The sequence below is a fragment of the Candidatus Ichthyocystis hellenicum genome (genome assembly GCF_001460935.1).
Classification (GTDB): Bacteria; Pseudomonadota; Gammaproteobacteria; order Burkholderiales; family 2013Ark19i; genus Ichthyocystis; species Ichthyocystis hellenicum.
This window is the reverse complement of sequence record NZ_LN906597.1, coordinates 436,651-455,619: the sequence shown is the minus strand read 5'-3', so window position 1 is coordinate 455,619 and position 18,969 is coordinate 436,651. Positions and strand designations below refer to the sequence as shown.

Below are 18,969 nucleotides of genomic sequence, written 5' to 3'. Positions count from 1 at the left end.
GAAAAATCTCTTCATAAACACTTAAACTCACATAAATTCCAAACAGTTCCTATTTCCAAAACATCACCCACGAACTCCACACACGATATGGATAATCAATACTACCCTTACTACCGTTATAACGCTGCAACGCCCTTAATACATCACCTTTCTCTTGGTCTATGTAGTAGCGTAAAATCAAGCAGCCATACCGAATCGATGTATGAAGATCAAACAAATTATCTTTACTGCTGCCTATAAACTTCCTCCAAAAAGGCATAATTTGCATGTATCCTTGGGCGCCAGTTGACGATACTGCATACTTCTTAAATCCGCTTTCTACTTGAATTACAGCCAAAACGAACTGAGGATCAAGTCCAAATCTAATTGATTCCTTATGAACAGCGGTTAGAAACTGTATTCTCTCTTCCGGATTTACAATCCAGCGCCGCAATCGCACAGACATATCAATCAACCACGACCATTTTTGTGCATAAGAGCTAAAAGAATCAATTTCATTGTAACTGGGCAATAACTCCTCTCGTGTATATGGAAAAACTGCAGATGGCCACAAAAAAAACGAAAGCAAAAACATTTTTATAAAGACAATTAATGAATCAATACATATTATTATTTTGCGTTTAAGAAAACTCATATTGCCTTTTAAGACTAAGCAAGTAAGGCCCTACCTCCGAGGCTGAAATAAGTCTCCTGTCAGCTGACGAGCGATTTTGGTATTCTGCCCCACCATTACCAACCGTAGTGGGACTAACTACTAATCGATCGGGAACGCCAATAATATCTGCGTCCTTCAGCTTAAAGCCTGCCCTCAAAGGCCTATCATCATATAAAACATCCAAAGATAAAGATATAAGCTCTTTATATAATCTCTCTGCCATCTCAGAAACCTTACTATCCTGATCGGCGTTTATTGTAATAATAATTATCTGAAAAGGAGAAATTTCCCTAGGCCATATAATTCCTTTATCGTCATGACACTGCTCAACAGTTGCCGCTAGAATGCGAGAAATTCCAATTCCATAACAACCCATAAAAACTTCAGTCCTACCTTGTCCCTCATTAACAAAGGAACAAGACATCGCCTTAGAATACTTGTTGCCCAACTGAAAAATATGGCCCACTTCTATTCCCCGACAAAGGCGAAGGTCCCCGCCTCCATCAGGGGATAAATCTCCCGCCACAACCTTTCTAATATCAGAAAACATAGCACCAGAAAAATCTCTCTGAATATCGATATTTGTCCATCTGTAGCCTTGTTCATTTGCCCCACAGATTATTGAATCAGAAGAATAGAGCAACCTGTTATCTAAAATAACGGTAACCTCTTCCGGGGCCAAATAAGGCCCGATATCATCGCAAGCACAAGAATACCTATCCTGAACTTCTTCAGGAGACAAAAACTTCCAACCAGATTTAAATTCTTTAAGATTAGAAATTTTAGTATTATTCACTTCATCATCAGCTGATATAACTAAAAAGAACCATCTCTCACCCGACAACACAGCATACGTTCTTACCGTAACCTCCCCAACCTGATCCGCTGGCTTCTTAGCTGGGTCATTAATAGGTACAACTCTATCAGAACGTTTATAAGAACAAGTAGCTAATTCAATATTGGCCGCATAATTTGAGTGCTCCGCGTAAGCAATTATATCCTCGCCACAATCTGCCATAGCATGAAATTCATGAGAACAACTACCCCCGATAGCACCTGTATCTGCACGAACAACACAATATTTGAGACCTAAACGATCGAATATTTTGCGATAGGCTGAGTACATATTATCGTAGGAAACACCCATGCCTTCCTCATCCTTATCAAAAGAGTACCCATCCTTCATCAAAAATTCTCTAGCGCGCATAATGCCAAAACGCGGTCTAATCTCATCTCTAAATTTAGTCGTCATCTGAAAAACAACAAAAGGCAACTGCTTGTAGCTTTTTATCTCTCTGCGGGCTAGATCCGTAACAACCTCCTCATGAGTCGGGCCAAAGCAATACTCTCTTAAATGTCGATCTTTTATTTTTAGCATTTGCGGCCCAAAATCTTCCCAACGACCTGTCTGTTGCCACAATTCCGCTGGCTGAATACACGGCATAATAATCTCTTGAGCACCAATTGCAGCCATCTCTTCGCGAATAACAGCCTGTATTTTGATAAGAACACGAACCCCAAGGGGTAAAAAAGTATAGAGACCAGAGCCTACCTGCCTAATGAACCCAGCACGCAACATAAGTTGATGACTAACTATCTCAGCATCAACAGGAACTTCTTTCATCGTCGGAAAAAATAACTTAGAGCAGCGCATATAAGACCCATCAATCATAAACAAAAAACAACTCTCGTACTTTTCTAATGAGGAAATCAACATTTTCAACGGGGGTCAACCTATGAACACCATGTCCTAGGTTAAAAATGTACGGGACCTTATCTTTAACTGCTTTGACAATACGAATCAATTCTGAGGCTATTTCATCTGGAGATCCCAACAAACTCAGAGGATCAAGATTGCCCTGTATGGCACATGAAAAATCGCGCATTATCTCACAAGCCGAGGCTAAATCAACCGTCCAATCTAGACCAACTACATCACAGCCAGATAAAGCTATACTTTTCAGTGATCCTCCTCCTCCCTTTGCAAACACTATCACCGGAACGTCAGGAGAATGTGTTTTCACAGACTTAATTAGTCTCTGAATAAATGGCAAAGAAAAAGTTAGGTAATCATGAGGAGACAAAATACCAGCATATGAATCAAATATCATCACTGCATCAACCCCTGATTCAATCTGAGCCAACAAATGGATCTCCACCGCCTTGCTAATAATATCGAGAAGATGGAGAAGCCCCCTAGGGGAACCGTAGCGAAACTTCTTAATATGCATAAAGTCACTAGAGCTCTTTCCCTCCAACATATAGCAAGACAATGTAAACGGGCTCCCTACAAACCCAATTAAGGGAATACTATTCCCTAATTCTTTCTTACAGCACTTAATTCCTTCATAAACAGGATGCAACAATTCCAATACGGATGTAATACTTAGGTCATCAATATCTTTTTCAGATGTGATCGGTTTATTGAAAACTGGACCGATGTGATCAACGAAATCTAAGCCCATATTCATAGCGTATGGCACTAGCAAAATATCTGAAAAAATAATCGCCGCATCCAAAGAAAACCTTTTAATAGGCTGAAGGGTAACCTCAGTAAGCAGCTCAGGATTAAAACATAGGTCCATAAATGAGCCAGCACGAGAACGAACCTGATTGTACTCTTTAAGGTATCGTCCCGCCTGACGCATCAACCAAACGGGAACTTCAGCGGTAATCTGCCCCGCAGCAGCACGTAAAAAAAGATCATTTTGCAGGGCCATTATCACACTTCCTTCTCTGGCAAGAAGATAGTCAAAATATCATTCAAAAAGTCCCAGCCACGTGATGTAGCACGAACATTAACCGCATCCCTCATCATCAATTTCTTATCAACCAATTCATCAACTTTAGATAAAACTGTCATTCTACTAAGACCTGTCCTTTCCTCATACAAACTCCAGGTAGTTCCGTCTTTCAAGCGCAAAGCATTCATGAAAAACTCAAAAGGACGATCCTTAGTCGAAATTTCAGCATTAGATTCCAATACCCTACATGATCCTGCTTGCTCCATAAACTTCCTTGGCCCCCTAACACGAGCTTGGCGAATAATTTTCTGCTCACACGTCAACTTGGAATGAGCTCCGGCTCCTATGCCAATGTAGTCCCCATACATCCAGTAGTTTAAATTGTGCTGACATTGGTACCCCGAGCGTGAGAAAGCTGATACCTCATAACGCTCATAATTCCGGTCTGACAAATATGGATAAAGCACAGCCTGCATATCGGCACACACATCATGAGACGGAATTCCATCTGGAGGACAAACGCCAAACAATGTTCCTTGCTCTAAGGTTAAGTTATACAGAGAAAGGTGGTGGGGATCAAAACTCAGAGCCAACTCCAAATCAAACAGTGCCTCTCCAACATTCTGTCCAGGCAGCCCATACATTAAATCGATGTTGTATATAAGGGTAGTACTAGATAATGCCCTCAAATTTTTCTCTATATCGCCTACACTATGAATACGACCAATAGCTTTCAGCAGTATCGAGGAAAAGCTTTGCGCCCCCAAAGAAACGCGGGTGATACCAGCATCCTGATAACCACCCAACCTTTCAGGAAACAACACACCTGGATTTGCCTCCATAGTAACTTCTATATCCGGCAACAAGAAAACTCGGGCACGAACGGCAGATAGCAATCTTGCCATTGACTGACAAGAAAACAAGCTCGGCGTGCCCCCCCCCATAAAAACAGATCGTATTGGACGACCCCAAATTATGGGAAGAGAAAATTCCAAATCACGAATTAGCGCATCGATGTAGGCATCTTCTGGCAGATCTGACTGCAGCTGGTGAGAATTAAAATCACAGTAAGGACACTTACGCACACACCAAGGAAAGTGGATATAGAGACTAAGCGGCGGCAAAACTCGCCGAGTAAAATTGACACCCACCGTTTCTGTCACAACAACTCCTCTTTACCCAACAAACAGAACTGCACATAAAGTTCCTCGAGGAGGACCATTCTCCTACATCCAAGCAATATCGCGCACAAATTGCTCACCCAACAGATATTCGTAGGCAATTTTTTCTTCCATAGGAACATAAAAAAAGGAGAACTAGTATCAGATGCCGAAGAAGAAACAGGCGGAGCATAATAACCAGGCAGTAGATTATAGTCATTATTTTTAGCAACAACAATACCTTACATTTGTTATGCTCCATATAAACCTCCCGCCCTACAAATCTAAGACAATTTCTTCCTCCAATTTATCGAAAAAACTATCATCTAAACTTACCCACGATTCACTATCACAAAAGTTTTTCTGAGTTTCATCCTTAGACAGAATGGTATCGGCACAAAACAAAATAGTGGGATCATCGTGAAAGCTTCCTTCCCAAAGAAGAGCCATTAACGTTAGATTATCCCTACTAACACCTCCCCGACACTCTGCTAGGTCCATAAGCCGACTCCCCATGGTAGCAATAGGAACACCAGAAACATGATCCCACATCTCTTTCTCAGACACATAATTCCATAAGCCATCTGAACAAAGAATAACTACATCTCCGTTTTCCAGACACAATTCTTCGACGCAAGGACCTGTCGGCAAACACAAACCTAAACAGTTGTATACCCGATTCCTATCAGGATGAAACAAAATTTCCTCCGGAGAAATTTCCCCTCGATCCAACAAATACTGAATCCTAGTGTGATCCCTAGTTTGTCTCTTTACCTCCCCACTGTTATCCAAAACATATAAACGAGAATCCCCCATATGGGCGTGATACAAACAATTACCCTGAATCAAACCCACCACTACTGTAGTTCTCGGAATTTCTAATAAATCCTGCACTGCTGCATATTCTAAAACGGCATTATTGGCAGTAGAACAGATTTCATTTAAAAAAAGATATGGATCGCTAACAACAGGCTTTGCTCTCACACGATGACACTCCATCATGTGAGAGACAACAAGGCGAGAAGCTATTTCTCCATAAAGATGCCCCCCCATGCCATCAGCCAGTACCATTAACAGGGATTCATCTGTGTAGGTATAGTCGCAAAAATCTTCATTTTTAGTGCGCCCCCCGACCCTTGCTTCGTGGAAAATAGAAAATATCATCTCTGCCCGATCCTTCCGTACAGTAGCTACATAGCTAACATACAATTGGAACATACCTACTCTTTACAACTTTAGCTCTCTCCTGGCACCGCAAAATAGATATCAGTATGGACTGTATTTCACGACCGGACCCAGGACGACCAACAGTGTCAAGAGATAAACATCTATCTACTAAATCAATCAATTCATCAGAGTACCTACCACTAAGCAAAATTTTCGCAGGAATTAGCTTGTCTTCCTTCATCCTTTCATTAGCCGCTTGCGGCGCTTTAAGGCCCATGCAGGCGTACAAAGAGGCACCTAAAGCGTAAAAATCACTCCAGGGCCCTAACAGTCCAGATTTGTTATACTGCTCTGGAGAAGCATATCCATGTGTATACATAGGAACCACCCCTCTCTTCTCTGGAGAAATCACTGGAAATGCCGTCCTAGATGCACCGAAGTCGATTAAAACAGGCGTCCCGTCTTTGCGCAGGTATATATTGGCCGGCTTAATGTCCAAATGGATAAAACGGCAAGAATGGATTTTTCTCACCCCTGACAGAAGATGAATAAAAACCTTAAGCAAAAATTGCTCTGAGATAAATCCATGAGGAACCCTCATTTTGATATAATTGTAAAGGGTTTGTCCCTCTTCATAACGCAATACCAAGTACACCGTCCCATTGGCACGAAAGAAGTTCAGTATACGAACAACATTAGGATGTGACAATTTTGCCAAAGCATGTCCTTCTTGGAAAAAACATCTCATGCCATACTTAAATGATTTTTCCTTTCCTGCTGCAATAACAATTTCACTTCCATCAACTTGACGATAGGCGAAATTAGCAGGAACATACTCCTTGATAACTACGAGTGACCCTCGCCTATCTTTAGCTAGATAAACGATAGAGAAGCCTCCCGTTGACAAAACTTCCAGTATCGTATAGTCCAACAAACGGTATTGATGAGGAAGGGGCTTACTCTTTTGCTTACGCATGTTTCGCCACTATTAACTAATGGGTAGATATGATTAAGAGTATGACAGGCTATGGCAATGCAACGATAAATAACAACCATCTCACCATAGAATTAGCACTGAAAAGCGTAAATAGCCGTGCTCTAGATTTGTCATTCAAACTATCTGAAGAGCTACAACCATTTGAAATCGACTTACGAACCCTGATCAAAAAAAATTTTCATCGCGGAAAAATAGAGATCAGGGCCTCATGTGTATGGAACGCTTGTCACCCAGCTCCTTACAAATCTGACAATGCTAGTAGCGACTATTGGGTCGAAATACAAACTAAGTACGACAGGATAAAATCATTCGTACCTGATGTTCAGCGCCCCTCGGTTGAGTGGGTAATACGAGAGTGGCATTCACAACAAAAGACCAACAGCCAAAACCAATGTGCCATAATTTCTGCGTTTGAGGAATCTATACGTACTCTCGATAGCAGCCGCAAAGAGGAGGGTAAAAGCATAGCTTCCTGCTTAATTGAGTTGTGCCGAGAGTTGTCATGCAAGATACAGGAGTTATCCTCGTTGCTTACGTTAGAGCTAGAAAACGCACACAGAAAACTACAAGAGCACTGGACTAATCTCAATCAAGCACTAGACACAGATTTAGTAAAAACTGACCAAGAAAATAGAATCATTTCCAACTGGTTGGCCAAATTCGATGTTGATGAAGAAATAAGTCGGTTATCATCCCACATCCAAACCCTAACTAACGTCATTCAAACATCCGATGAACCAACGGGAAAGAGAATAGAGTTTTTTGTACAAGAAATGGGGAGAGAAGCCAATACGCTGTTGTCAAAATCACTTACTGGACACACAGCTAATCTAGCAATAGACATCAAGGTCATCATTGAAAAAATGAAGGAACAAGCACAGAATGTGGAATAACAACTCTGGTTTGCCAATGCAAGAAAACGACCTTTTTCTAATAAGTGGGGCCTCAGGAGCAGGCAAAACCTCCATAGTGAGAACTATTATAAGCTCTGATGCGAATCTCAGCCTATCTACATCATTTACCACCAGAAACCCTAGAGGACAAGAAAAAAATGGAGTAGACTACCACTTCATATCGGAGGACCAGTTTCGTAGCATGATCGGTAATGAGGCCTTCATAGAATGGGCAGAAGTTCACGGAAACTTTTATGGTACATCTCTTTCTTGGCTAAAAGAAAAGCTTAAAACTAAGAGTGTTGTCCTGGAAATAGATTACCAGGGAGTCAAGCAAGTTAAGGAGAAAATAGCCGAATCTGTAAGCATCTTCATTGTACCCCCTCACTTAGATATCTTAAAAGAACGATTGACTACGAGGGCAACTGACTCTCAGGGGTCAATTAAGCAGAGGTTGAAAAACGCAAAAGTAGAAATGTTACAGGCGTTGTTGTTCGATTACGTTATAATAAACGATGACCTTGACATCGCTGTTGCGGATGTTAGGGCGATTATTAGATCAGTTAGGCTAACATCGAGGCGTCAAAAGAAAGAGGTCTCGCAAATATCAAGGCAATTACCTTAGGGGGAAACCATGGCACGAGTCACCATAGAAGATGGGCTTAAAAGAATTACAAATCGTTTTGTTCTTACTCTTGTTGCGGTTGCACGTGCGCGACAGCTAGCTCAAGGAGCTGAGCCTCTAGTAACCTCCAAGAACAAACCGGGGGTAACTGCCCTAAGGGAGATTGCCGCAGGACTAGTCGACGAGAGCATACTAAAAAATAGTTCCACACATAATTAGGCATATACTGTGAATGGCAAAGAAGAACCATACAGGTAATGGTCGTTTCGGCAGTAACCCCGATATGATGTTTCGTAATTTATCTAAGGAGCTTTCCGAGTATCTCGGCAAAGAGGAGATAAGTTTCGTTTATAAGGCTTTCAGGTGCAGTTACGATGCACATCAAGGCCAAAAAAGAAAAAGTGGGGAGCCATACGTTACTCATCCTGTAGCCGTTGCAGAGGTTCTATGCCGCTGGAGGCTGGATCACCAAGCAATAGCTGCAGCGATCCTACATGACGTAATAGAGGATACAGGGGCTACTTTCGAACAGATTCGGTCACTTTTTGGTCTCAGTGTAGCTGAGCTAGTTGACGGCGTGTCCAAGATCACGAGAATTACCATAGCAACTAAGGACAAAAGAGCAGAGAATTTCGGCAAAATGCTCCTGGCAATGGCTAGGGACATGCGTGTCATCATGATTAAGCTAGCAGACAGACTCCATAACATGCGCACTCTGTCTGCAATGCCCCTGGTAAAAAGAAAATCTATTGCTAAGGAAACTATGGAAATCTATGCCCCTATTGCACATAGATTGGGGTTGAATGATGTTTTCCAAGAGCTTCAAACCCTATCTTTTCAGTTTCTATACCCTTGGCGGTTCAACATTATCCGCACAGCAGTAGATATCTCCATGAGCGACCAGAACAAAATCATTGAGAGTATGGTGTCGAAAATTACTGAACAACTCAACAAATCCAAGATTTTTCATATAGTTACTGGAAGAGAAAAAAATCCTTATAGCATTTATAATAAAATGAAGCTCAACAAACTATCCTTTTCTCAAGTAACTGATATTTTCGGGATACGTATAATTGTCCAGACGGTCAGAGATTGCTACCTTTGCCTAGGCGAGGTCCATAATATTTTTAGACCATTCCCAGGACAATTTAAGGATTACATTGCCCTACCCAAAAACAACGGCTACCAGTCTCTGCACACCTCTGTCATGGGCCCACATGGAAATCAAGTTGAAATACAAATCCGCACACAAGATATGCAGAATGTAGCCGAATCTGGGTTAGCTGCCCACTGGCTTTATAAGAGCAACCCAATTGAGCTAACAGAACTGCAAAAGAACACTCACATTTGGCTACAATCTTTGCTGGAAATACAACGTTCATCCAACAGCGCACAAGAATTCCTAGAGTATGTCAAAATTGATCTATTCCCTGACGAAGTATATGTATTCACCCCCAGGGGAGAAATAAAAACCCTGCCAAAAGGAGCGACTGCCATTGATTTTGCTTATAACATCCACACAAATGTCGGCCACAAAGCTATAGGATGCAAAATTAATGGTCTTAGTGGGTCACTAAAGACTGAACTAAAAAGCGGCGACATGATAGAAGTCATCCTTGGGGATACATCCAATCCAAAAATATCATGGCTGAACTACGTTCGTTCTGCACGAGCTAGGCTGTCCATTCGCAATTTCCTCAGAACCCGCCAATATGACGAATCAATTGCACTGGGAGAACGTCTTTTAGCCAGGTCCTTAAGCAGCCTTGGCATTTCCCTTTCAAAAAACATAACAGACAAGCATTGGGAAAACTACTTCAAGCGCAGTGGGTATACATCAAAAGAGAGTGCTTTCGCTGACCTAGGATTAGGAAAAAGTGCTGCCACTATAGTAGCTAGATCACTTGTAGAAGAAGAAATAATTGATAAAAACTCACCACCTGAGCACCCCACACTACCATACAGTGGTGACATTGCCATTAGAACAGCAGATTGTTGCCGCCCCATACCTGGGGACACAATTGTTGGCATAGTAGGAAATGACAAAGGCTTAACCATACACACCTGTGACTGCACGGTAGCCAGAAAACAAATCAGCAACAAATGTGCCCAAACTATAGACATAGAATGGGGCAATACTAAGCACAAAATGTTTTCCACATCAATAGCTGTATTGATAGAAAATCGTCGCGGGGTTCTAGGCAAGTTGACATCTAAAATAGCGGAAACAGGATCTGACATCAGCAGTGTAGTAATGGAAGATGCTGGCGACAACAACGCTACGATACACCTTTCTTTGAGTGTTTACGACAGAAAACACTTGGCAGCCATATTTCGCAAAGTTCGGATAATACCTGAATCTACCAAAGTTTGGCGCACCACTCAGTCCGAAAGAAAATAATCACTTACTTAAAGGATAAAACTATGTCTTCATATCAATCTGACATTACTATTTTTCTAAAAAAATTAACGGATAAAGACGCTAATTTAAAAAAAATGCAAAAGAAGCATTTTAATACTTGGTGGAACCGCCCACAGAACTTCGACATAGTGGAAAAAAATTCCAAAGCTGAGTGTCCACAAAAGGCCTACTACTACTTGTAAACCGATACCTGATATATAATATATAATTACCTGAGGTATTAGATTATTTGGAAATAGTTGATGCAACATCAAAAGTGGACTAACTTTCAGGTGCTATCCTGGGTAGGGTTGCTATACTTTGCTGAAGGATTACCTTTTGGGCTATTTTTCGACTTATTTCCGTTGTGGTTTCGCTCCCTTCACCTATCCTTAGTAAAGATAGGAACACTTTCTTTACTCGGATTAGCTTGGTCAATGAAGTTCCTGTGGGCCCCTGTTGTTGATCGTTTTTCGCATCACCGATGGTGGATATTCAGCGCCAATATAATCATGGGAGCGTGTTTAGTTTTCTTCTCCTTCCTTAATCACGTTTCTGCAGTATCATGGGCGACCCTTTTCATCTATGTCATTTGCTCTGCCACTAATGACTTAGCCATAGATGGCATAACCATAACCTTAAGCAGTAGCAACCAACTAGGAAAGGTAAATGCAGTAAGGAACATATCCTACCGCATAGGATTAATAGTAGCGGGAATATTACTGGCCCTAAGTAATACAATTGGATGGGGAAAAACATTTGTGATAAGCGGAATCATTCTGTGGCTCAACGCTTGCCTCTCACTCGCCATGCCAAATTATCCCCATCCCACAAAATCACAACAAGAAGTGACTTTCATTCAGGAGTTGTCTATTCTTCTGTCAACCCCAAAAATACTGATTGGAATAACCATATTAATCACTGGCTTAATATGGCCGGCGATTAGCAAGCTAATACCTGCCATTCAGCAACTGGAACAGTCGTCGCATATATATCGGTTATTGCCTATTTTTATTATCTGTATTGGCTTAACCATAACATCAAAAAACATCACATCCAGCTCTTCATTGCAACTAGGACCTGCTTTTGGTTCTTTATTGAGTTTACTAAAAAAACCAGGAATATTGGGCACAATCGCATTTATCTTATTGTACCGTATAGGAGAATCTGCATCTGCGTTCATGATCAAACCTTTTTGGATGGACGCAGGTTTCTCTCGCCAAGAGATAGGTTTATTTTCGGTGAACCTCGGCGTAGCCTTATCCATAATTGGCGGAATAGTAGGAGGATGGTACGTAGATAACAACAGTACAATTAGGTCTCTGTGGGTACTTGGAGTCATACCTGCAATGGCCAACATTCTTTACGGCATCGCAGCCTTCATCGCGCTCCCCCATATAACTGGAATACCTATATCAACCACCACTCGTGCTATAGTTTACACAGCAAGTGCTTTTGATTCATTTAGCGGCGGACTAGGCTCCGCCGCCTTTATGTCATATCTTATGAAAATAACTGACAAAAGAAACGCAACATCAGAATATGCCATTCTTACCTCTATATTTGCCTTCTCAAGGTCCATCTCCGGATGGTTGGGAGGAATAGGAGCTGAATCATTGGGATATAGCACTTATTTTTTCCTAACGTTTTTACTATGCTTTCCTGCCTACCTATTCATACCATACGTAAGGAAAAACCTGGGACATCAGAATTACAAATCATAATTCACAACAAGAGGGGCATGATCTGACAAATTGCTTTCAACATAAACATAGGCCGAATTCGCTTTGTCAGCCAAAGCGCAGCTAGTAATTTGATAATCTATACGCCATCCAACGTCTTTCTCCCTTGCCTTGCCTCGCTGAGACCACCAAGTATAAGAAACTGTTTTTGGATACAAAAAACGGAAAACGTCCAACATTTTTCTCTGTTTCATAAATTGAGTCAACCAATCTCTCTCTTCTGGCAAAAATCCTGGATTTCTTTGATTAGATCTCCAATTTTTCAAATCTATGGGCTGATGGGCAATATTAAAATCACCGCAAAGCAGTACCGGCTTACGAGCAAAGTCCTCAAAATTCTCAAAAAAGCGAGAGAAGGCCGTCAAAAATCTAAATTTTGCTTCTTGCCTTAAAGAAGAACTAGACCCCGACGGGAAATATACAGAAAAAACCCACAAAGCTTCCAACTCAACCCCGATACATCGTCCCTCTCTATCAAACTCACCATTATCAAATTTTGTTATTACATTAACAGGATCAAAACGGGTATAGATCCCTACGCCACTGTAGCCCTTTCTAGATGATGGACAAAAAAAAGATCTATATTGATCTTGGAAAAAAAGATCACAGCTCATTGCTGCAGGATCTATTCTAATTTCCTGTACACAAAAAACATCAGGAGAGGTACACTGGATGAACTTTGACAAGCCCTTACGATAGGCAGAGCGCAGTCCATTAAGATTTAGAGTTGCAACCTTCACAATGATTTCATTCTAAGAGGAGTTTATGTTCGTCGAACACGCAAGAGGAAAGATTAACCAGATCAGAAAGAATTTTATAGAATTTTGCCAAAAAAATGAAGCCCTTTTGTTTGGTGAATTCATAACTAAAGCGGAACGAAGGTCTCCATATTTTTTCAACTTTGGGCAATTTTCTTCTGGGGCATCCGTAGAAACGCTGGGCATGTATTATGCTCAAAGAATTCTTTTGATGGATAAAAAGCCGGACGTCATATTCGGGTCTGCCTACAAAGGAATTCCTTTATCGGTTTCGGCCGCCATCGCTCTTCACAGGTTAGGATTAGCGGTGGAATTTTGCTACAATCGCAAAGAAATCAAAGATCACGGGGAACAAGGCCGATTGATAGGCGGATGTATGAACAATAAGCAAGTATTAATCGTTGACGATGTCCTCTCGTCGGGTATCTCGGTCATAGAAGCAAACCAACTCATTACCGAAGCTGGAGGCCACGTCATCGGTGCCGTCGTTGCCATAGACCGGGAAGAAGTTGGCAACAACAGCAACAAACTGGCTAGGGATGAGTTGATGGAAAAACACGATATATACATTGACTCGTTAATATCGCTTAGCGACATTATAGATCTTGCGAAAACATCCCCAAGCTTGCATAAACACCTGGAATCTCTAATAAGGTACCAAAAAGAAAACGGAATTCCGCCTGAGCATCCTACCGAAACATAGTTATGGCTCCATGCCATTTCAAATAAAAACGCTTCATCTGGGGCTTGCGCAAGTCATCACACACGGCGGCGAAAAAGAAGAAAGCACGAAACCCAAGCACACGCAGAAGACAAATCACTAAACCGCCGCACCACCACCTCCGCCATGTCTCCAATTACATCTACCCTCTGGGGTAAATCTGTAATTAAAAAGCCTCTTGTCGAATGACCAAACAACCCCAGGATGCAAAGCTTCCGGAAAAAAAACAAGCAATGAGATTATCTTTCTCAAGAAATCAGCCACATAGCCAGAACTAGCACAAGATCTAAAAAGGCTATTCCCCAAACTGTCGTAGCAAACAATCCTAGCTGCCGCCACGGACTCTACCAAACAACCTAATTTTTCTAACAAACCACAAACTAACTCCGGGGCATTACCCTTCAATTCTCCTCCAGAAAGCCCCAAAACATCAACAGACACATCATCATTTAACAAAACACCAACTACTTCAGCAGCATCCATTCCCAGCTTTGACACAAGGTATCCTTTAAGCTTATCAGAAGACTTTAACAAAAAATCACAGCCCTCATCTATACCTATCGCTATGCTAGACGCTACACGAAGAATAATAATTATCAACTCTTCCAAGGCATGATCACCACCAAATCCATCAACACCACCTCCATTACAATTAGTAACCCTAACTAAAACCCCACCGATCAAAGCTTTTAGTGCAGATCTAAACTCAGCATTCCCTCCACAGCTACCAACAACACTCCCTACTATTTCGTCCAAGTTGGATTTACCCTCAGGATCCACCCCCACACCTTTGCGGCTAGACAAAAACATTTGTTCCTTCTGGACCCGAAAAACACGAAGATCACCCTCAATCCGAACAATTTTGTTTACAAATAAAAGCTCACTCGTCTTCTTCAAAAAAAAGCCCCTCACTTTGGCTTCTAACTGAGAATCAATATTAAAGTAACTAGCGGCAACAAAATCATCAACAACCGCCTTTATTAAATCTAGCCCCTCTTTCAGCAAAGCAATAGCTCTATCAACATCAAAAATTACCGACATGGAACCAGCCAAATTGGACTCACTATGGCCAGTAAAAGCAACTTCTAACCTATGGTCCAAATCCTTCAGGACACAAATAGCACCTCTAATTGCCAGCACATCATTATCATAATCGCCTCCAATAGAAATACCTAAAACACACTCTATTTCACGCACACCTCCCTCCAAGTCAGAAATAATCTTTCCGAACTCAGACTCCAACTGGCAATCATTAACTCCATCAGAATTACCAACCGCACCCCCCATGCATAACAACTCGCCACCATGGCATGACAAACTTTGACCACTTGTTTCATCATTGCTACAGCTAGGAAGAGCATCTAAACGAGAAACTCCGTCCTGACGAAACACCGCACCATCTTCACCTTCTATCACTAGCAAATCGCTAGCATCACCGACATACCGACTGCTTTCCCTAATACTAGACACGCTCTTCCTTTCTTGCCCCCTCATGGAACAAAGATCCTCAAGCACACAAACGCAAACATTAGCAACAATTCATATTTACCAATCCCATATAAACACCCACTATAAGAACCGGCCCTCCCTAAGAAACAGCATATTTGCGCGAAACCATATCCAAACACTCATCATAATGATCTTCGCCAAAAATATATCTGAATGCATTTCCCGTTCGGATGCTTTAAGAGAACCATTTATTAAAGCACCTGCCACTTCTCATTTGTCATTATCATTTTTCTGAGCTTGTCATAGTACAATCATTGTACTTTGGATAGCAACATCTATCTGAAGTAAAAAATGTACAAAAGCCCCCCCTGCAACACGTTCGAACGGAACCCCCCCGATCTAGGCGCATATTTTCCATTAACTAAAAACCATCACAATTGACAACTGAAAGACAAACCAAATACATAGAAAAACTTATATCACTAAGTTCACTGTCAAATAAAAAAGAGGGCCGAAAAAATCCAGGAATATAAGAACCTCTAACAATCTTTACATTCTTTACATTCTTTTTAGAGGCAGAGATAATCTTTTTAGAGGCAGAGATAACTTTCACTATCATACTCACCAACCGCACTCACGCCAAACAAATATTCTTCCAAGTTAGAAATAGCGACAGAAATGTTAGACCCCGGCTCATAAGAATCTCCGCCGCTTCTTGACGGGTCTATTGCGTTAGATGGAGTTACTTTCACATGGCAACGACCCTCTGGGGTAAAATACGCAGCAAAAAACTCCTCACTAAACTCAGCATTCATAAACCTTGGGTGCATAACTTCTGGAAAGAAAACAAGCAACGATACAATTTTCCTAAAAAACATACTAACCCGACACAAATCAAGAGAAGACCTAGCTTGAAGACTGCGATAATAATTAATATCCCTGAAATACAAAAGATCCCCAACTATATCTCGTGATAAGCCAACCACCAAAGATGAAGACATACTATTTATATGCGACTCAGAATAGTTCAAAAAACCGGCAAATGCCACCGTGTTTATCAAGGTTCTAATTACTTCACTTTCTCCTATTCCTAAATTTGATACAAAATACCTTTTGACTGTATCAGATGAGTTCAATAGAAAATCACAACCATCATCTAACGTAACCACTAGATTCACAGCAACACGAAGAACAACACCTACCACCGCTTCAAGACTAGGAAATCCAGAAGCTCCAACTTCACCTCTTTCCTGTAAGGGAAAAATACCTCTCTTGTACTCACTTTCACATATATTACTCTGGACGAAATCTACCGAAGCCCTTTCTACAATCAATTCCAAAATAGAGATAATATTAGAAGTGCCAACAGCCACTTCTAGTCCACTCAAAGATTCACTGCAAGAAGGAGAAGACATAGATACTGCGCCCCAACTTTCCGTTACATTTGCAACCCAACTAGGCAAACTACATGAAGCAATAGCACCTTCCTGAGAACCCAAATTATTTTCTATTTCTGCTTCCCCTTCAGCTGATAAATCACTGCTGACCTCACTGTAGTTATTAACACTAGACATGCCGCCCCCTTTAACAAACGAAAAGGATGAAGAGATATGACGCCTTCCTCCTCACTAACCCCAGAGAGTATCCCAGAAAGAGAAAGTGCCTTAAATTAAAAAGAGCACGCCAAATATGTTGATTTAATGTTGATCTGTCACAAGGCATCCCACACATGTAATGTGCATAACCGCCCCGGAACAAATAACTGTCAATTAAACCCGGAAGAAGCATCATTATTTAGGCTCTCACATCGAATTACACTGAAACGATAGTTATATAAAGATGGGGGGCGAAAAACATCGACACCTATGCCAGTAACAACCCGCACCGTTATTATGAAATACTACCCAGGGGAACAACTACTCTCGCGGAAGATCAAGACGGGAACTATAACATTCGCACAAAAAACCTCACATAAGAAGCAACTAAACTTAATTTTTGTTACCTCCATTTAACCAATCGCCAACCGAACCGCTTAACAGGAAACAAATTATTACTGACTTCGCACAAATTCGCAAATAAACTCAATCAAAGATAAACGAACTCAGATAATCCGCAATACAAGAAATATAGCACATCGATATGTGTGACACATAAACTAAATAACCAACCATACCTCGGTCTCTATTTTACGCTGCAACGTCCTTCCGGAGTAAAAAATTCATCAAAAAAATGCTCACTAAACCCATAACTCACAAACCTTGGATGTAGGGCTTCTGGAAAGAAAACAAGCAAAGCAGTAAGTTTTCTCAAGAAGAGACCAGCACACCAAAGATCAAGAGAAGCTCTAGAGGGAAGATAATCATAATACCGGCTGTCTCTGAAATAAAAGCAGTTCGCAGCCACATCCCTTAACAAACTAATTACCATATGTGACCTCATACTCTTTATATCTTCTTCAGAAGAAACCAGAGCACCCAACTCCCTAGTAAGCAAAATAAGAGTCAGTTCTCTAGAGCTAATCCCCAAGCTTGACACAAAATATTTTTTAACTAAGTCAGATGCCTTTAGTAAAAAATCGCAATCATCATTTACCTCAAAAACAACATTAGATGCAACACCAAGAATAACCTCTACCACTTCTTGCTGGGTAGGTTCTTCATTAATCTCAGCATCACCTCTCAATGCAGGCAAAGAAAAAACAGTTTCTCTGTTTTTATGCTCACGTATATCACAACTGGTAAATTTTATTGAGATGGCTTTTATTAACTCCTCCATGGAGGAAACAACACCATATTTATCAACCATACTGTCTATACCATGGGCATCTTTATCTACATTGGGCAAAGATTCATCTGTCAAAGATAGACATTCCCAGTCACTTTCTGCCTCGTCTTTTTGTTCTGGGTTAGATATAACCACACAAGATTCAGTCGCTAGTTCGCTGGAAAAAGACTCATCTGTCAGAGACAAACATTCCCAGTCACTTTCTGCTTCGTCTTTTTGTTCTGGGTCAGATGCAACCCCCCCAGATTCGGATACTGGATCACTGGAAACAAGCAAATCCCATTCATCCGCCATCACAGGTAACACTTCCCCACAAGAAGAAAACCCTATGCCCTGCCCCCCCTGCACATTGGCACTGAAATTAGAAAAACCGCCCTCAACTTCAGTTTCTTCCTGACGAATAGCACTGCCAGAACTATTTGCACCTTTTGCCTCTCGTTCAGTTAATGAACTGCCATTGAACACGTAATACATTTGAACACTAGACATAACCATCTCCTACAAATAGGAAGAAAACATAGTTGTTTCCATCTTCATTCGGTTTAATCAAACATATCTCAAGAAAAGATGACTTAACCATTAAAAGCACATCAGAGCAACCTATAAACAAACGTGAAACTGACCCATCAAAGTTTGCTTTGGAAAAATATTAAACCAACACTTACCCTCCCCGCAACAAGATAAAAACATTTACCTCTATATCGAATAAATGTTGTTATATAACCTTATGCATATTAATCTTGTAATAAACACAACACTGAATCACACCTACAACTAATGGTAAAGTTATCTTGGCCATGAAAAAGCAATGCCTTCATATTATAAATGCATGTTTGGCAAAACACTCAGACATTAGCAAAGCTATTTCTCAAA

General features: G+C 41.1%; 19 protein-coding genes. 7 read left to right on the top strand and 12 right to left on the bottom strand.

Features of this window, described 5'->3' with window-relative positions:
• Nucleotides 1-49: 49 nt before the first annotated feature.
• From Arg41_RS02075 to Arg41_RS02050, 6 genes are all read right to left on the bottom strand, one after another.
• Entirely contained in the window at nucleotides 50-634 is a 585-nt protein-coding gene (locus Arg41_RS02075; protein ID WP_242641376.1) for a lytic transglycosylase domain-containing protein, read from the bottom strand.
• Entirely contained in the window at nucleotides 621-2,309 is a 1,689-nt protein-coding gene (locus Arg41_RS02070) for a proline--tRNA ligase (RefSeq protein ID WP_092342172.1), read from the bottom strand. The genes Arg41_RS02075 and Arg41_RS02070 overlap by 14 nt, the downstream gene beginning before the upstream one ends.
• A 10-nt stretch (nucleotides 2,310-2,319) precedes the next feature.
• On the bottom strand, nucleotides 2,320-3,375 hold the full coding sequence (gene hemE / locus Arg41_RS02065) for a uroporphyrinogen decarboxylase (protein ID WP_242641375.1): 1,056 nt from the start codon (nucleotides 3,373-3,375) through the stop codon (nucleotides 2,320-2,322).
• Between the two features lie 2 nt (nucleotides 3,376-3,377).
• Nucleotides 3,378-4,562 (bottom strand): radical SAM family heme chaperone HemW, encoded by a 1,185-nt coding sequence (gene hemW, locus Arg41_RS02060; RefSeq protein ID WP_092490449.1) that lies wholly within the window; start codon nucleotides 4,560-4,562, stop codon nucleotides 3,378-3,380.
• A gap of 273 nt (nucleotides 4,563-4,835) precedes the next feature.
• Nucleotides 4,836-5,777 carry a PP2C family protein-serine/threonine phosphatase gene (locus Arg41_RS02055; RefSeq protein ID WP_092342100.1) on the bottom strand — a complete coding sequence of 314 codons (942 nt, stop codon included), beginning with the start codon at nucleotides 5,775-5,777 and terminating at the stop codon, nucleotides 4,836-4,838.
• Nucleotides 5,758-6,702 (bottom strand): serine/threonine protein kinase, encoded by a 945-nt coding sequence (locus tag Arg41_RS02050; RefSeq protein WP_092342102.1) that lies wholly within the window; start codon nucleotides 6,700-6,702, stop codon nucleotides 5,758-5,760. The genes Arg41_RS02055 and Arg41_RS02050 overlap by 20 nt, the downstream gene beginning before the upstream one ends.
• Nucleotides 6,703-6,731: 29 nt before the next feature.
• On the opposite strand from Arg41_RS02050, the gene Arg41_RS02045 reads away from it, so the two are divergent.
• From Arg41_RS02045 to Arg41_RS02020, 6 genes are read left to right on the top strand one after another with little or no spacing between them, the layout of a single operon-like run.
• The gene (locus Arg41_RS02045) at nucleotides 6,732-7,616 is read left to right on the top strand and encodes an endoribonuclease YicC domain-containing protein (RefSeq protein ID WP_092342104.1); all 885 of its coding nucleotides are present in this window, start codon (nucleotides 6,732-6,734) and stop codon (nucleotides 7,614-7,616) included.
• The gene (gmk, locus tag Arg41_RS02040) at nucleotides 7,606-8,241 is read left to right on the top strand and encodes a guanylate kinase (protein ID WP_092342106.1); all 636 of its coding nucleotides are present in this window, start codon (nucleotides 7,606-7,608) and stop codon (nucleotides 8,239-8,241) included. The genes Arg41_RS02045 and gmk overlap by 11 nt, the downstream gene beginning before the upstream one ends.
• 9 nt (nucleotides 8,242-8,250) lie before the next feature.
• Entirely contained in the window at nucleotides 8,251-8,460 is a 210-nt protein-coding gene (gene rpoZ, locus Arg41_RS02035) for a DNA-directed RNA polymerase subunit omega (protein WP_092342108.1), read from the top strand.
• Between the two features lie 13 nt (nucleotides 8,461-8,473).
• Nucleotides 8,474-10,642, top strand: coding sequence for a RelA/SpoT family protein (locus Arg41_RS02030; RefSeq protein ID WP_092342110.1), 2,169 nt, complete (start codon nucleotides 8,474-8,476; stop codon nucleotides 10,640-10,642).
• A gap of 23 nt (nucleotides 10,643-10,665) precedes the next feature.
• Entirely contained in the window at nucleotides 10,666-10,845 is a 180-nt protein-coding gene (locus tag Arg41_RS02025; RefSeq protein ID WP_092342112.1) for a DUF3460 family protein, read from the top strand.
• Nucleotides 10,846-10,905: 60 nt separating this feature from the next.
• The gene (locus Arg41_RS02020; protein ID WP_092486441.1) at nucleotides 10,906-12,366 is read left to right on the top strand and encodes an MFS transporter; all 1,461 of its coding nucleotides are present in this window, start codon (nucleotides 10,906-10,908) and stop codon (nucleotides 12,364-12,366) included.
• Here the strand turns inward: Arg41_RS02020 and Arg41_RS02015 are convergent.
• A complete protein-coding gene (locus Arg41_RS02015; RefSeq protein ID WP_242641374.1) occupies nucleotides 12,354-13,124 on the bottom strand; it encodes an exodeoxyribonuclease III in 771 nt (256 codons plus the stop codon). The two genes, Arg41_RS02020 and Arg41_RS02015, sit on opposite strands and share 13 nt — an antisense overlap.
• A gap of 25 nt (nucleotides 13,125-13,149) precedes the next feature.
• Between Arg41_RS02015 and pyrE the strand changes: the two genes are divergently transcribed.
• Nucleotides 13,150-13,845, top strand: a complete 696-nt coding sequence (pyrE, locus tag Arg41_RS02010) for an orotate phosphoribosyltransferase (RefSeq protein ID WP_092342118.1) — start codon at nucleotides 13,150-13,152, stop codon at nucleotides 13,843-13,845.
• Here the strand turns inward: pyrE and Arg41_RS08415 are convergent.
• From Arg41_RS08415 to Arg41_RS01990, 5 genes are all read right to left on the bottom strand, one after another.
• Entirely contained in the window at nucleotides 13,832-13,963 is a 132-nt protein-coding gene (locus Arg41_RS08415) for a hypothetical protein (protein WP_278183666.1), read from the bottom strand. The genes pyrE and Arg41_RS08415 overlap by 14 nt on opposite strands.
• Nucleotides 13,963-15,378, bottom strand: coding sequence for a hypothetical protein (locus Arg41_RS02005; RefSeq protein ID WP_175330362.1), 1,416 nt, complete (start codon nucleotides 15,376-15,378; stop codon nucleotides 13,963-13,965). The genes Arg41_RS08415 and Arg41_RS02005 overlap by 1 nt, the downstream gene beginning before the upstream one ends.
• A gap of 355 nt (nucleotides 15,379-15,733) precedes the next feature.
• Nucleotides 15,734-15,931, bottom strand: a complete 198-nt coding sequence (locus Arg41_RS02000) for a hypothetical protein (RefSeq protein WP_139057341.1) — start codon at nucleotides 15,929-15,931, stop codon at nucleotides 15,734-15,736.
• Nucleotides 15,903-16,886, bottom strand: coding sequence for a hypothetical protein (locus Arg41_RS01995; RefSeq protein WP_092486447.1), 984 nt, complete (start codon nucleotides 16,884-16,886; stop codon nucleotides 15,903-15,905). The genes Arg41_RS02000 and Arg41_RS01995 overlap by 29 nt, the downstream gene beginning before the upstream one ends.
• Before the next feature lie 607 nt (nucleotides 16,887-17,493).
• The gene (locus Arg41_RS01990; protein ID WP_092490448.1) at nucleotides 17,494-18,585 is read right to left on the bottom strand and encodes a hypothetical protein; all 1,092 of its coding nucleotides are present in this window, start codon (nucleotides 18,583-18,585) and stop codon (nucleotides 17,494-17,496) included.
• Between the last annotated feature and the right edge of the window lie 384 nt (nucleotides 18,586-18,969).